The following is a 14,819-nucleotide window of genomic DNA, read 5'->3' on the forward strand; positions in this document are numbered from 1 at the left end:
ATTTTTTGTTATTTTAGCTTGCAATTTTCAACAAAAATTTCAAGTAAGTAAAATCTCACTCTTCAATAACACAAGATATAAGGGAGGAGAAAGACTTTTATCTGTCTGTGATTAATAAAAGATTATTTAATTTTTTGGGATTGGTGATGGCGATCGCGATCGCTATTATTGCTTGTCAAAGCCTACAATTGCCAAGCAAACCGTTAGCATCTACCGCAGTCACCATTAAACTCAGTGGTTGGGGAGGTTCTCCCGTTGAGCAAAAACTCTTGAGACAAGTACTGCAAGACTTTGAAGTACAACATCCGGCAATTAAGGTCAAATATGAGGTAATTGCCGACCAATACATGGATGTAATCAAAACTCGTTTAGTTGGAGAAGCTGCACCTGATGTTTTTTATCTAGATGCGCTGGAAGCTCCTTTCTTGATGAGTCAAAATGTCCTAGAACCGTTAGATAGTTATATCACCCCCGAATTTGACTTAGTAGACTTCGAGGATACCCTACTCAACAGTTTTAAATATCAGAACCAGATTTACGGTCTTCCCAAAGACTATTCCACCCTTGCTTTGTTTTATAACAAAAAAGCCTTCGCCTTTGCAGGCTTGAGTAATCCACCAGCGACTTGGGATGAATTACGGACTTACTCGAAGCAATTGACAGGCAAACTTAACAAATACGGCTTTGGTGAAATTCCAGAATTGGCGCGTCAGGCTTATAAAATCAAAGCCTTTGGTGGACAACTCGTTGATCAAAACGGTTCTGCTACCTTTGCTAGTGAGGCAGGTTTACAAGGTTTAGAGTTGGTAGTTGACCAGTATCAAAAAGACCGTTCCTCTGCCCAAAAATCTGATGTGGGGACAAACTCAGGTAGTGAAATGTTTGGTCAGAATAAAGTGGCAATGGTGATTGAAGGTAACTGGGCAATTCCTTACTTAACAGAAACTTTTCCCCAAGTAGAGTTTGCTACTGCACCACTGCCTACGATTAATGACAAAAAAGGCACAATGGTGTTTACAGTTGCCTACGTAATGAATAAGCAAGCACAACACAAAGCCGAAGCCTGGGAATTAATTTCTTATCTCACAGGTAAAGAAGGAATGCAAAAATGGACAGGAACAGGATTTGCTTTGCCAACACGTAAATCAGTGGCAAAGAATTTGGGTTATGACCAAGACGCGTTGCGATCGCCATTAGTTGCGGGTGTTAATTATGCTACACCTTGGCAGGTGGGGAAATATCCAAGTGCGATCGTGAATAATTTTGATAACCAGTTTGTCAGCGCCTTGTTGGGGCAACAGCCATTAAATCAAGCAATGCTGAGGGCAGAGAATGAAGCAAATCAGCAGATTAAAGCGATGCATTGACCGAAAGGGCTTCTTGCTTTTCTCCTAAATCGTCGTAGACTTTGCCAATACCAAGGAGGGTGGTGGCTGTGGCTTCCCAGCCTTTATCATCAACTTGTTGCCAAAGCTTCAGCGCTTCTTGCCATTTTGCGATCGCCTGTCGCAGTGATTCTGCTGTCCCTTGTTGATAAAGCTGCATCCCCTCTTGAAAAACCCGTTCCGCAGCAGCACGAGTGGCATTTTGTTGAGTAGTTTCTGGCTGTTGTGCTATTTGTAACTCTCTGTTTCTCAGTGTAGCACCTACAGCATTAGACAACAAAACCGCACTCAGAAAGAAAGTTAAACTGTAGCGGGTCAATTTTGGTAGAAACCACCAGCAAACTCGTTGAGACTTTGCACTTCTCTTCATTCTTTAGCCTCACAGCCTCAATCAGTGATTATTTACAGCCCTATCCCGTCGGCATCAATTCCGATTATTAGTAAATTATTTAACTGTCGCCAGTAATATTGCTGAAACTTTAGATTGATTTTACGGTTGCGGTTTAAGGTTGCAGTTGTGGTTACGGTTTTTGTAACCAACTCATCGGTAAACCCTGATTTTCTCGTCCTGACGCTTCCTAACGAGAGACTCATATGTTGCACTTAGCCCTGGCGATTAGAAATCGCGGCTATACAAACAAAGTCCGCCTATCGCGCTTGCGCTGCGCGAAGCGCACCACGCGGACTAATACGAAATCAAGGTTTTCAACCCGCGCAGGCGGGTTTTGCCTGTGTAGCCGCGACTTTCAGTCGCCTGGTGCAAGATATCAGGAGAGGGATGAGAGGTGATAATAGTTATTGAACGAGTAAAGGTAACTTTGATATGTCGTATAAAGTTAGCATTGTTATCGAAAAAGATGAATATGGATATTATGCTTATTGTCCTGAACTTCCTGGTTGTCAATCTCAAGGTGATTCCCTAGAAGAAGTACAGGCAAATATCAAAGAAGCAGTTGAGCTTTATATAGAAACCTTGTCAAATTCAGAAAAACAGGCGCTTCAGAACAAGGAAACATTCACAATAACCTTGGAGGTAAAAGTTGCCTAAGCTGCCACGTTTGACTGCAACAGAAGCTGAAAAACTTTTATTAGATGTAGGCTTTATTCAAATTAGAAGCAAAGGAAGTCACAGGATTTATTTTCGAGAAGAAGTGAGAGTAGTGATTCCTTTTCATTCAGGAAAAATATTGCACCCAAAAATAGTTAAACAGGTTTTACAAGCCATTGACATTTCTGAGAATGAAGCGACAGCAGAAGAAGTAATACCTGAGACTGATGAATAAAAATACCATCCCCGAAGCGGCGCTTTTATATCCTCCACCAAAAGACCTACAGCGAAATGGGCAGTTAGAAACCGCGTCTACACGAAACTTTACCCAACTCCGTGTGTTTCAAAACCTTAATTTGACCTTAGTCCACTTGGTGCGCTTCGCGCAGCGCAAGCGCGATAGGCGGACTTTACCTGTGTAGCCGCGAATTCCATTCGCCAAGGCAAAAGTAGACACGTATGAGATGCGATCGCCTATTACGAAACTGAATTTAAATGGAGAGTGGGAAGCGATCGCAACAACAGGAAGACGAGTTATTTTTTACGAGCAATTAGGGTGTGGTAATAGCGATCGCCCCACAGATCCCAATTTATATTCCATAGATTAGTTCAAAGAAGAACTCTATTTTTGAATCGTTTCGCAGCCATCCCGATGGATCTATTTCTTACTCTTGAGACTCTACCTTTTGGATAAACTTCTGAATTGCTTGTAAATACGAGTTAATTCCAGGTTGATAAATTTGGACATGTTTTCCTTTTGGAATTAATAAAAGTTGTTTGGGTTCAGGGGCAGCATCATATAACTGCTGACTCATGTAGGATGGAACAATGCTGTCATCAGTTCCATGAATAAATAAAACGGGAAGACGTAGAGAACGAACTTTAGAAATAGAATCAAACTTTTGTGTTAGCAACAGGTCGATGGGAAACATCCGTAACCAATCTCTATATTTGATTTCCTCTGCCATTGATGTAAAAGAGCTTTGCACAATTAATCCACTTGCTTCTGGATGTTTTACTGCCAAATCTATAGCAACTGCTCCCCCCATTGATTCGCCGTAAATAACAATTCTCTCAGGAGGGATTTGTTGTATTTTTACTAAATAATTCCAGGCTATTTGACTATCTTGATAAAGCTGAGACTCACTAGGGAAATTCCCTTTGCTACTACCATAACCTCGGTAGTCAATCACTAATACAGAAAACCCTAACTGTCGCATTGCTTGAAGTCTGCCTATATAATTGTAGTAACCTTTATTATTAGCAGCACCACAAAAGTATAAAAATGTTTTAGGTGATTTTAAAATTTTTACAGGCTCATTTGGAATTAAAGAAACTTTCTCTTTTGGTAATGGTGCTGGAATCCACCAGCCATGTATATATTCATTAGAGTCGGTAATAGATAAACGCACATCTTTGTAAGGAAGAAAAAAGTCGGGTGAACTAGGTAGAGTTAAAATTTGTGGAGTGGGGCTAAATATCAAAGAACGCTGCCGAACAAACAAAAATAGACAAGTTGAAATGTAGGCGATCGCTATTGCTCCTAGACTTGTTAGCAGCAGTTTTCGATGATTAAAATATTTCATATTCCTAAAGTTATTTTCCAAAACTACCAAAAGGTGCAATGTCTACGACGGGCTACGCCTACGCTATTTTTATTAGCCCATTTCTAAAACAATCCCCATTCTAATTTCAGAGTTTCTAACTTAGGATTCTTTACACTCATTCTCCTACACTCTTCTAAAAATTCTTTGACTTGTTCTTCGTTAAGACTTAACCCACCATCTTGTAGATTATTGATATAAGTAATCACATCTGAAGTTGTTAAAGCCGAATTGATTTCTTCTAGAAGAATAGCATTTCTAACTTCCCGACAAACTAACTCAATATCGGATGAAGTAAATCTACCACTTTTATCTGCAAGAATTTCAAAGTTGACTAGCTGATTAATATCAATTTTCGACAAGTAGTATTGGAATAAATCTCTTCTCTCTACTTGATCCGGTGGAAAAACAGGAATCTTCCAATCCAATCTACCAGAACGTTTCAAAGCACTATCAATGCCACTCAAATAATTAGTTGCAGCAATGACAATTACATCACTATTTTGAAGATTATTTAGTTCTATAAGTAACTGGTTGATGGTTGCCTTTTGGTCTGTATGTGCGTTGTCATCATTACGATTAAATCCAATACTGTCTAATTCATCAATGAATAAAAGTGAAGGAGACTTTTTCTTAGCTTGAGCAAATATATCTCGAATATTCTTTTGACTTTGCCCGATCCAAACACTGACAATATCGGCAGGAGAGAACTTAAAGAAATATCTCCCAGACTCATTAGCAAAGGCATTTGCTAGTAGAGTTTTACCACATCCCGGTAAGCCATAGAAAAGAATTCCACCAATTGAACTCTTATATCCTTTAGATTGCAGCTTCAAGAGTCTAGTTAGTTTATCTTTTTCTTCATTTAGCCCTTGTACTTGGCTAAAGTCAAGTTTAAATTCTTTGACACGGTTAGTAATTGGATATGCTTGTACTAAACTAGGTTTTTTAGCTCCATAATTAAAAGATGGATAGTCGATAGAGTCAAAGGATACTGGCACTAATTGGTGTTTTTCATAATCAGGAGCCATGATTACAACTTGGAAGCGATCGCCATAATATCCAGAAAACTTATATTCTAATATTTCCTTAGCCTTTTTCAATTGGTAATAATTTCGTGCTATCTCAAAACCAGGAATTACTAACCAAAGGCTTTCTAGTTTATTCGGCCATACTTTTGATTTCCTTAAAACTCTTTTAATTGAATCTAAAAAGAGGTTATTATCCTGAAATTCCTGGTATTTGAGAGTTTCTATTTCAACCACTACCTGATTTTTGACATAGACTTCAATAATCTCATTTTGGTACTCTTCATCATCATCTGATGTATCTTCATCGATTGTTTCTTCATCGCTAGAAGTCAATTCAACTTCACAGCCGATATTAGACAATCCATATCCTAGACTTTCCAACGTTTTAATAGCAAAATACTTAAGGTAGATATATTCTTTACTTTCTTGCTGCCACTTCAGAGTGTAAAAATGTTCAGCTTTCATTTTTAATAGTAACTGTGACTCAGCCTGTATTTGAGCCTTTTGCAATTCGACAAAGTAATCTTGCAAAGATGCATCATCTTCCTCTATTTCATAATATGGAAGTTCCAGTAATAGGCGGAAATGGGCGTATACTTCCTCTTTGTATTCAATAGAGGCTTCATTTGGATATTTACACCTGAGAGTAAAAGTAAAAGGAATTTTACTAGCAACTCTATCTACCAAGTAGCCTAAAGCATCTTCTTGTTGATGAGCTTGGATTTCTAATGCCGATGGACAATGAAATAAAATAAAAAATTGTTCGGAATTATATTTATTGGCATATAGGGATATCTGTTCAAACTGCTGATCGAATTTTTCAGAATCAAGCAATTCCAAACCAGTATTGCCAAGTATAATACTGGTCATGGTTGAACGATAAAACTGAAAAATACTAGCATCAGAGATAGAATTTTCTTGTTCATCTTCACAATCTTTATCTTCTGAGGCAATACTTGTAGGAATTTTCCTAGTGGCAGCTTTGGGGATACTATTATAGCCGCCATACTGGTATTTTCTAATTAATTCATAATTAAAGATTTTGACAACAATATCAGAGAAGAAATCTTCTACTTGTGGAATTAAAAAAATACCTACTGGCTGGTGAGAATCTAAACACGCTTGAAATCGTTCATATTCTTGTTCAGAGCCAAAATCAAACAAGTAGTAGAAAAAATCGTGTTTAACTGAGATTGCCTCTTTTAGTTTGGCTGAAATAGATTGAGATTCAGCAACTTCATTTATTGGTTCTACACCTTTAAGAGAAATTGCTATTTTTGTATCTAACGGAATATGCAAATCCAACTGAGGATTTGCACAAAGCCCTAATTCATCAAGCGCAGTATTAAAATCATCTATGAATGATTGACTTCTACGCTGGTAGCCAAACTGTTCTATGATGGTTTTGACCCGTAGGCTTTTTTGAGTTTTCCCAGTTCTCTGGAGTTTATTTTTAATCGAACGTAAGTAGGCTGTATATGACATTTTGTGAGCATCCCAAGGAAACTAAATATATAGTTCCCTAACTTACATATCCAGCTAACTCACACAAGCAATGTCTTTATTTTTGTCTGGGAGTACGATAAATAATCATGCACAATCCATCGCTACAGCCGGGTTAGTGCGAGATTAGATGGAGGTTCAGTAGTGTTTGACATCAACAGGCGGCGGAGTAACCCCAGGCGGAACATCACTGAAGACTTGGCTGGGTATATGTTTATGATGCCCACCATTCTAGTTTTGGGAACTTTTGTAGTCTTACCCATTCTCTACGCCGTTTTTCTTTCTTTGCAAAAAGTCCAACTTCTTGGCGGTATTGAATACGAGTTCATCGGTTTTCGGAACTTCACACGATTAGCTGAAGATGAAAGAGTTTGGATTGCTTTGAGAAACACCGCCGAATATGTAGGTATTGTTGTGCCAACTCAAACTATCCTGGCTTTAATTCTGGCAGTAACTCTGAATTCTGCAATTCGCGGTAAAAACTGGTGGCGTATCCTCTATTTTTTGCCGACAGTCACTTCTTCAGCAGTGCTGACACTCATCTTTATGTGGATTTATAACACTGATGGGCTACTAAACGATTTTCTCGCTTTTGTGGGGCTACCTACTTATAACTGGTTGGGCGATCCAGCAGTTGCGCTTAAAGGGATTATGATCATGAACATTTGGTCAACTGCGCCGTTTTTCATGGTGATTTATCTGGCGGCGTTGCAAGATATACCCCAAACACTTTACGAAGCGGCGCAAATGGATGGCGCAAATGGATGGCAGCAATTTATCCACATTACTCTTCCCCTGCTTAAGCCTGTAACCTTCTTTGTGGCAACAGTGGGGGTAATTGGGACTTTTCAACTTTTTGACCAGTCTTACATCTTTTCTGGCGGTACTGGCGGGCCAAACAACGCTACCTTAACTGTGGTGCTGCTGATTTATCAAGCTGTATTTCGGAATTTACAAATGGGATATGCAGCTGCGATCGCATTTTTGTTAGCAGCAGTTATCATTGCCATCACTTTGATTCAGCGGCAACTTTTCGGAGGCGAACGAATTTGACTAACTCCTCTGGCTTATCCTGGCTCAAAGCCCTGTTGTATGTCTTGCTGACCATCTATGCCATCATTACCCTAATACCCTTTCTCTGGGCACTTTCAGCATCATTTAAGCCGCTAACAGAGATTGTCAGTGGTGAACCCAACTTTCTCCCCAAGAATTTTACTCTCGATAACTACAAGCAAATCTTTCTCCAAGAACCGCTATTTTGGCGTTGGTTGTTTAATAGTGTAGCGATCGCTGTCAGCGTCACACTTTTAAACTTGTTGTTAAACTCAATGGCTGGTTATGCCTTGGCGAGACTACGCTTTGTAGGCAAGCGCTTTTGGTTTTTCCTAATTTTGGCAGTACTGGCAGTACCAGCGCAAATCACCCTGATTCCCACATTTTTGATTTTGAAAGCGATCGGCTGGCTAAATTCTTACCAAGGCATGATTGTTCCTAGCATGGTTAATGCCACTTTTATCTTCATGATGCGGCAGTTTTTCGTTAATTTTCCTAAAGAACTAGAAGAAGCAGCTCAACTCGATGGCTTAAATACCTTTGGAATTTTTCGACACATTGTCTTACCTTTGGCAAAACCAGCACTAGCAGCACAGGCAGTTTTTGTGTTCATGGGGAGTTGGAATAATTTTTTACTGCCTATAGTTATCCTATTTGACCCAGAAATGTTTACCCTTCCCCTGGGGCTGAACACCTTTAAAGGTCAATACATCAGCTATTGGAACTACATTATGGCGGCTTCTATGGTCTTTACCCTGCCAGCTTTAGGCATTTATGCCTTTTTTAATCGTTACTTTATTCAAAGCGTCACCTTTACCGGGGGAAAAGGTTAATAGGCATTGGGAATGGGGCATTGGACACATGGCTTATTCCCCTTGCCTTCCCGATCCCCCTATTCCCCAAACAGTATTTTGGGCAACAAATTGCACTCCTAACGTGATATTGGTATTACAGCGACTCAATCTCTATCTATCAGTAAACAAGCATTATGGGTTTTGCAGACCTATCGATCGCAGAGATAGCAGCCGACTACAGCATTCCTGTAGAACAAGTGTTTTCTCTGTGCAACCAACTGGGAATCGCCTACAAACACCAAAAGACCCGTTTGGCGTTAGAAGATGCAAAGGCGATTATTTCCCAAATATCCTCTGAAATACGCCCCAATGGTACTAACGACTTGGTGGGTGATCACGAAGTCACCTGAAGGGTTATTTCAGAACTTTGGCTAATAACTGATAGCTAATGATAAAAAACAATGAGTCATTAGCAATTAGCAGCTTGGAGATTGAGAATCGCGTTCTTAGCTGTGTTGAGCGTCAAAATCTTTAAGGGGAAACATGTTTATAAGACTAATTGGCGTTGTTGTGGCTACTGTTTTACTCTCGTTTCAGTTGATTGTCGGTAGCGCGACAGCAGTGGAACTAGACGAAGCCACCCGAACAGTGCCATTAAATGCTCAAGGTGATACCGTTGTACTTAGCCTTAAACAAGTCAAAGAAGGCAAACGCTTATTTAATTACGCTTGCGCCCAATGTCATGCTGGGGGAGTTACCAAGACAAACCAAAACGTGGGACTCACTCCAGAGGACTTGGCACTAGCAACACCTAACCGTAACAACATTGAAGGTTTAGTAGATTACCTGAAAAATCCCACTACTTACGACGGGGAAGAAGAGATTTCCGAAATCCACCCCAGTCTCAAAAGTGCAGATATTTTCACAGCAGTGCGAAATCTGACGGATGATGACTTGGAGGCGATCGCCGGTCATATTCTCTTACAACCCAAAATCGTTGGTACTAAGTGGGGAGGCGGAAAAATCTATTACTAAATCCCAGAGTTGAGTCATTGGGAATAGGGCACTTGTACTGAGTTTCGACTGCGCTCAACTACCGCGTAGTCGTAAAGCCTGCGGCACAGCTTCGCTTCGGGCGCAGCCTCTCGTAAGAGAAGTATTGGGCATTGGGAATAGGGCATTGGGAAGAATTCAGTCTCCATTTCCTATTCCCCGTTCCCCATTTACTGCTTATTGGACAGCTTTTTGCAATAAATTGCTCTCCATTCTTAAAAAAAAATTGATCTATGACAGATTGTCATACTTTGGTGTTGATTTTATTTAAAATGAGAAAGGGAAAAAAATTGTTTGTTAGGAGAGAGCTATGAAATTAATTTCGGCAAGCTGGCGACGCCTTAGTTTAGCTGTGTTGACAATCCTTTTAGTTGTTAGCAGCTTTGCTGTTTTTACTCCCAGTGCTTCAGCTGAAACCTACCAGGTGAAATTGGGTAGCGATAAAGGAATGCTGGCATTTGAACCGAAAAAGTTGACAATTAAACCAGGTGACACTATTGAATGGGTGAACAATAAAGTTCCTCCCCATAACGTTGTGTTTGATAATGCCAAAAACCCCTCTAAGAGCGCTGATTTAGCTAAATCTCTGTCTCATAAGAAGTTGCTCATGAGTCCTGGCCAAAAGGAAACAACCACCTTTGCAGCAGACGCACCTGCTGGTGACTACACCTTCTACTGTGAACCTCATCGTGGTGCTGGCATGGTTGGTACAATTACTGTCCAAGGCTAGAAACACCAGCGTTTGACACGAGATGATTACTCAATGAAATTAGCTCATCGCCACACGCTACACTCCTAGAGTGAAGTATAAAATGCAGAAATGGCGGTAACGAGTTCTATCCTTACCTAAGACGCTAAACAATCTGTAGCGATCAAGGAGTGAACTTGTTACCGCTAATTTTGATCAAATTTGACTTAATCAGGGATTAATCGCGTTTATACTCTTGCTGGAGGCTTGTTGCGAGGAAATACTGTTGAGAATACTTTTATTAATTCTACTTTCGGCGATCGCCCTATTCAAATTTACATTCATTAGTCCAGCACTAGCTGCCGAAACATCCAACGGTGCTAAAATTTTCGAGGCTAACTGCGCTTCTTGCCATATAGGTGGCGGTAACATCCTTATCAGCCAGAAAACCTTGAAAAAGGAAGCATTGTCAAAGTACCTAGAAAATTACAATCAAGACTCAATCGAGGCGATTATCCACCAAGTGCAAAATGGTAAAAATGCTATGCCTGCCTTTAAAGCCAAGTTAAGTTCTGAGGAGATTCTGGAGGTAGCTGCTTACGTTTTTCAAAATGCAGAACAAGGTTGGTAAAGTAGCTATACTGTATAGTTTTTCTGGGGTGAGCGTTTGCCTATCTTTCGTTAATAGCTTAGTTAGACGCTCACCCCAAAACATTGGAGAATTTATTTGTTGGAAATCCCTCAGTGCATTTCCTTCTTGGAAGCTTTTAACGCAATACAGTTCAGTTAAGCATTTCTTCTCTCTGTGCCCTCTGCGCCTCTGTGGTTCGTTAAAAAAATTGACTTTGACAAAGAGTTTTAGCCTTAACCCAAACGTATTGTATTTTAAACAGGACTTATACAAAAAATAGTCGAAAAGAATGATTTTCAGGTAGGCTTTTTTATCAGACGCTGCAAATGCATCTAGATAAATTACCCCTACCTGAATCCAAAATCATCAACGGGCGATTATTTTTCTGGATTAGACTTTTGTCTGTTTTCCTTGACTTCGCGCAACCGTTCTACTAATTTTTTATCTGATTCAGCAGCAGATGTAGACTGACCCTGATTGATTTTTGGCAACAATAAAGGTTCAGAAGTAGTAGCTGCCGATGAAGGCGTAGACTGGTTATTTTTAATTTGCAGTTCAGATAATGGTTTGGGAGTAGCTGCTGGTAAGGATGTAGGCGGATTATTTCTGATTTGTAAATCAGGTAATGGTTTAAAAGTAGCTGCTGGTGAGGGGGTAATCTGATTGTTATTGATTCCCGGTGCAGATAATGACGAGGGGTTTTGCTCTTGAGTAGTCCCAGTAAGATTGCTCGTGCTGTTTTGGAAACGTAGGTTGAATGGATAGGAACTAATCTGTTTATCCCCCTTGGGGGATTGCTTGTTGAAGTATTGCCTTGCTTTTAATTGCAATTCTGGGGAAATTAACTTGTCTTGAAATTTGATATCTAAGACCTTACCATCAGGATCTACAACCAATACTCCTAAAACAGCACCTTCAAGATTTGACTTATTCGTGGATAATGTTTGACGGATGACTGGTTTTTGTTCAGCGTTGGGGTATTGTTGCTGGACTTCCTTTCTCAGGTTGGCGTAAGAGTCTAGCTGTGCAATTGCCTGTTGAGTTCCCTTCGGTGATAAATCAGCTGTTTGTAGCGTGCTTCCCCTAGTTCCAATTAAAGTATCCCCATTCCTTGGAGCTTGTTTTAGAGAATTTATCAGCGGGTTTTGAGCAATTGTAGACGACGCATTAGGAATTGGTTGCGTCATTGGCTGCGAAGTCGGATTTACCTGTGCTGTTGCAACGGGTGTAGTCTCAGATAAGATTGGAGGCTGGGGATTGCGCAGAAGATCCGCAGGTATTTGCTGCGACTGCAATTCTGGCAACCTATTTACAGCTAGCGGCTTAGGTGGCTCGTATTTGGGGACACTCTCATTCACATTTACACGAGGAACTGGTTGAGAGAATCTAGCGCTGGTATTAAATTTAGAACTATCAAATTTAGACGCGTCAAACCGCAAATTATCACTCGGAATCATCCGCAAAGACTGCCTTGTAGGCAAGGAAGAGACTCGATAGTTATTTGATGATGCCGGTAGCGGAGGTAATACCATCTGGCTGGATGGCGATGGCGCTAATGGGGTTAATCCCGGTTGGAGGCTAAAGTTTGGAGCAGCAAGTGGGGCAACTGGAGGTAATTGTTGTAAACCAATTTGGGGGGTGCTTTGCGGCAAACGGTTTTGGTCAGCTTGGCTCAATTCCAAAAGTCCGACTGTTTTGGATGATGCTGTTTCTTTGGGCTTGTTAGACTCCATCGGCATCAATGGTACGATCATGGCGATCGCACCGTGGATACCAAGGGAAGCAATTGCCGCTATCCCAATTGGCTGGCTTAAGAGGTCTGGTATATTTTTCAGCAGGGAGACGTAAGACATAGCTGTTATCGTTCACTCACTCAGTTGCAGTTGACTAGCGATTTTCTCTTTTCGATATTGCAATATCTTGCAAAATATGCGTTCTTCATAAGGAAATAATAACTTCCTCTGCTGGCAATCAAAACGCCAAAATTGCCATTTATTCAAGTTTTTAATTAATCTAATGACGCTGTATCATATCTTCAAAATTTGAGTCTGCTAAAGAGGTATTTGAAAAATTACTACTTTTGATTTTTTATTGTTATGACACACACAATTAAAATTAATATCTGGGAGTTTTATAAAGTTTAAGTAGACGCACAAGTTTGAATACATCAAAACATCTGCCGAAGTTACCTTGTTTTTCAACTGTTTTTCAGTCAACTACACTTCTGTAACAGATGACACACGTGTTTGTCCGAGACTGGGCCCTATTTGAAAATACTACCACATCGGCAGCCCCTAAAACTGTTGCAAATTGTACAATTTTATTGACATTCTAGCCTTAAATTCCACCAAAGCTATTGGTTTTTTCTCCAAGGAGTGAGTCAGGCGATCGCAATTCTAGCTCTTGAATATGACTACGTTGTTCGTCAAAAAAGTTCAAATTCTCAATCATTGCATCTAAAATTTCAAATGCCGTTACCGACAGTTATCTTGCCTGGATATCTAGAAAGTGCGATCGCTTATCGCCAACTAGAACAATCCCTACAAAACTTAAATTTTCCCACAGTTACAGTGCCACTGCGACGGCGTGACTGGCTCCCCACTTTGGGAGTAAGACCCGTAATATCGATTTTGCAACAACTCGATCGCACGATCAAGGGTATATTGCAGCAACATAATGCTACTCAAATTAACTTAATTGGTCACTCAGCCGGAGGTTGGATATCCCGCATTTACATGGGAGAAAAGCCCTATTTAGCACGCGGTGATGTCAAACCATTTCTCTGGCAAGGACATCCCTTGGTTGCTAATCTCATAACCTTGGGTACACCTCATATTAGCCAAGAACGCTGGACACGTTCCAATCTAGATTTTGTCACCAATCACTACCCAGGAGCGTTTTACAAAAACGTTCGTTACGTTTGTGTGGCTGGCAAAACTATCTTTGGGAAAAGGTGGCCTGGTAGTTGGTTAGCTTACAGTAGTTACCAATTAACTTGTGGTAAGGGTAACACTTGGGGAGATGGTATTACGCCCATTGAAGCTGCTCATTTGGAGGGGGCGGAAAATCTAGTGATTGAAGGTGTCAAGCATTCTCCTAGAAGTCCTGGAATTTGGTATGGCTCACCAGAACCCTTAAAAGCTTGGGTACAGTATTTGATTTAAAAAACTTTATTTTTATATAAGAAAAGTAAAAACTATTAAAATTTCTTAGCTAAAATCGTAATAAGAATAAATACTTAGTTAAGAACAGGAGGGGTGAGCTATGCAAAGCACCCAGTTCGATAAGATTTTGCGACGAATAGCGACGATATTATCAGTCGTGATTTTGACTCTGTGTTTAATTTATATCTCTACCGGAATTTTGCTTTCTTTTTACTATGAACCGACAGCAGGCGGAGCTTATAACTCATTGAAGATGATTAATACACAACTGCCATACGGCTGGTTGTTTTGGAGAGCGCATGATCTTGCTGGTAATGGGGTAATTGCGATCGCTCTCATTCAAATTGTAGTGATGTTTTTAGGTCGGCAATTTCGCAAGAGTTGGCTGGCTGCTTGGATTAGTGTGATTTTGTTAACCCTAAGTGCGATCGGGTTGGATTGGACAGCGATGATTTTAGATTGGACTCAGGAAGGGTACTGGCGTTTTAGCATTGAGCTAGGAACCATCGAAGCCATTCCTTTGATTGGTGGGCAACTGCGCGAAATCCTGACTGGTGGTGGAGCCATTAACACAATTACCGTCGAACACCTTTACACAATCCACAGTTATCTGATTTCGGTAGCGACACTAATTCTCGCCATAGTACATTTGTCTGCTTTACTCTGGCAAGAATGGCAAATGTATCAAGAAGCGCCAAAACCAGAAAGCGAATTTATTCCTTCTCAAGGGTGATAAGAGGAAAGGAGGCAGCACTTCCGGCTACGCTCAGTGACCGGGGGGCAGAGAGCAGAGGGGAGAACGCCATAAATAAATTTATTTGCTCTGATCTTGGATGCATTATTTCTTGTGCTATGCATCTCGAAA

17 protein-coding genes are annotated in these 14,819 nt (G+C 40.5%); 13 read left to right on the forward strand and 4 right to left on the reverse strand.

Translation table 11 applies throughout. The features are described from left to right. Positions 1-146 precede the first annotated feature (146 nt). Positions 147-1,367 carry an ABC transporter substrate-binding protein gene (locus RMX69_RS21415; protein WP_322638677.1) on the forward strand — a complete coding sequence of 407 codons (1,221 nt, stop codon included), beginning with the start codon at positions 147-149 and terminating at the stop codon, positions 1,365-1,367. Here RMX69_RS21415 and RMX69_RS21420 read toward each other — a convergent pair. Continuing rightward, positions 1,351-1,755, reverse strand: coding sequence for a tetratricopeptide repeat protein (locus RMX69_RS21420; RefSeq protein ID WP_289795875.1), 405 nt, complete (start codon positions 1,753-1,755; stop codon positions 1,351-1,353). The two genes, RMX69_RS21415 and RMX69_RS21420, sit on opposite strands and share 17 nt — an antisense overlap. A gap of 453 nt (positions 1,756-2,208) precedes the next feature. Here RMX69_RS21420 and RMX69_RS21425 point away from each other — a divergent pair, with 453 nt between their 5' ends. Genes RMX69_RS21425 through RMX69_RS21440 form a run of 4 tightly spaced genes read left to right on the forward strand, consistent with a single transcriptional unit; the run spans position 2,209 to position 3,041 of the window. Then, positions 2,209-2,433 (forward strand): type II toxin-antitoxin system HicB family antitoxin, encoded by a 225-nt coding sequence (locus RMX69_RS21425; protein WP_190935193.1) that lies wholly within the window; start codon positions 2,209-2,211, stop codon positions 2,431-2,433. Between the two features lie 10 nt (positions 2,434-2,443). Continuing rightward, positions 2,444-2,668 (forward strand): type II toxin-antitoxin system HicA family toxin, encoded by a 225-nt coding sequence (locus RMX69_RS21430; RefSeq protein ID WP_289795874.1) that lies wholly within the window; start codon positions 2,444-2,446, stop codon positions 2,666-2,668. Then, positions 2,661-2,855 carry a hypothetical protein gene (locus RMX69_RS21435; protein ID WP_289795873.1) on the forward strand — a complete coding sequence of 65 codons (195 nt, stop codon included), beginning with the start codon at positions 2,661-2,663 and terminating at the stop codon, positions 2,853-2,855. Before RMX69_RS21430 ends, RMX69_RS21435 begins: the two co-directional genes overlap by 8 nt. A 42-nt stretch (positions 2,856-2,897) precedes the next feature. Next, entirely contained in the window at positions 2,898-3,041 is a 144-nt protein-coding gene (locus RMX69_RS21440) for a hypothetical protein (RefSeq protein WP_289795872.1), read from the forward strand. 57 nt (positions 3,042-3,098) lie between these two features. Here the strand turns inward: RMX69_RS21440 and RMX69_RS21445 are convergent, their stop codons facing one another. Together RMX69_RS21445 and RMX69_RS21450 are read right to left on the reverse strand one after the other, a co-directional pair. Continuing rightward, positions 3,099-4,019 (reverse strand): alpha/beta hydrolase, encoded by a 921-nt coding sequence (locus RMX69_RS21445; RefSeq protein ID WP_322638662.1) that lies wholly within the window; start codon positions 4,017-4,019, stop codon positions 3,099-3,101. An 83-nt stretch (positions 4,020-4,102) separates the two neighbouring features. After that, positions 4,103-6,553 carry an ATP-binding protein gene (locus RMX69_RS21450; protein WP_322638663.1) on the reverse strand — a complete coding sequence of 817 codons (2,451 nt, stop codon included), beginning with the start codon at positions 6,551-6,553 and terminating at the stop codon, positions 4,103-4,105. A 162-nt stretch (positions 6,554-6,715) separates the two neighbouring features. On the opposite strand from RMX69_RS21450, the gene RMX69_RS21455 reads away from it, so the two are divergent. The 6 genes from RMX69_RS21455 to petJ all read left to right on the forward strand — a co-directional run bounded on the left by RMX69_RS21455 (position 6,716) and on the right by petJ (position 10,790). Beyond that, positions 6,716-7,624, forward strand: a complete 909-nt coding sequence (locus RMX69_RS21455) for a sugar ABC transporter permease (RefSeq protein WP_322638664.1) — start codon at positions 6,716-6,718, stop codon at positions 7,622-7,624. Next, entirely contained in the window at positions 7,621-8,457 is an 837-nt protein-coding gene (locus tag RMX69_RS21460; protein ID WP_322638665.1) for a carbohydrate ABC transporter permease, read from the forward strand. The genes RMX69_RS21455 and RMX69_RS21460 overlap by 4 nt, the downstream gene beginning before the upstream one ends. A 155-nt stretch (positions 8,458-8,612) precedes the next feature. Continuing rightward, the gene (locus RMX69_RS21465) at positions 8,613-8,828 is read left to right on the forward strand and encodes a hypothetical protein (RefSeq protein ID WP_099100724.1); all 216 of its coding nucleotides are present in this window, start codon (positions 8,613-8,615) and stop codon (positions 8,826-8,828) included. Between the two features lie 133 nt (positions 8,829-8,961). Then, positions 8,962-9,453 (forward strand): photosystem II cytochrome c-550, encoded by a 492-nt coding sequence (gene psbV, locus RMX69_RS21470; protein ID WP_289795867.1) that lies wholly within the window; start codon positions 8,962-8,964, stop codon positions 9,451-9,453. Positions 9,454-9,781: 328 nt separating this feature from the next. Further along, on the forward strand, positions 9,782-10,201 hold the full coding sequence (gene petE / locus RMX69_RS21475) for a plastocyanin (RefSeq protein WP_289795866.1): 420 nt from the start codon (positions 9,782-9,784) through the stop codon (positions 10,199-10,201). Between the two features lie 244 nt (positions 10,202-10,445). After that, on the forward strand, positions 10,446-10,790 hold the full coding sequence (gene petJ / locus RMX69_RS21480; RefSeq protein WP_289795865.1) for a cytochrome c6 PetJ: 345 nt from the start codon (positions 10,446-10,448) through the stop codon (positions 10,788-10,790). Positions 10,791-11,167: 377 nt separating this feature from the next. Here petJ and RMX69_RS21485 read toward each other — a convergent pair whose 3' ends face one another. Then, entirely contained in the window at positions 11,168-12,643 is a 1,476-nt protein-coding gene (locus RMX69_RS21485) for a hypothetical protein (RefSeq protein WP_322638666.1), read from the reverse strand. 615 nt (positions 12,644-13,258) lie between these two features. Between RMX69_RS21485 and RMX69_RS21490 the strand changes: the two genes are divergently transcribed. Both RMX69_RS21490 and RMX69_RS21495 read left to right on the forward strand, forming a co-directional pair. Then, entirely contained in the window at positions 13,259-13,954 is a 696-nt protein-coding gene (locus RMX69_RS21490; protein ID WP_289795863.1) for an esterase/lipase family protein, read from the forward strand. Positions 13,955-14,054: 100 nt separating this feature from the next. Continuing rightward, a complete protein-coding gene (locus RMX69_RS21495) occupies positions 14,055-14,687 on the forward strand; it encodes a cytochrome b N-terminal domain-containing protein (protein WP_289795862.1) in 633 nt (210 codons plus the stop codon). Positions 14,688-14,819: the final 132 nt, after the last annotated feature.

Source organism: Nostoc sp. EspVER01, assembly GCF_034530635.1.
In the GTDB taxonomy this organism is placed as follows: domain Bacteria; phylum Cyanobacteriota; class Cyanobacteriia; order Cyanobacteriales; family Nostocaceae; genus Nostoc.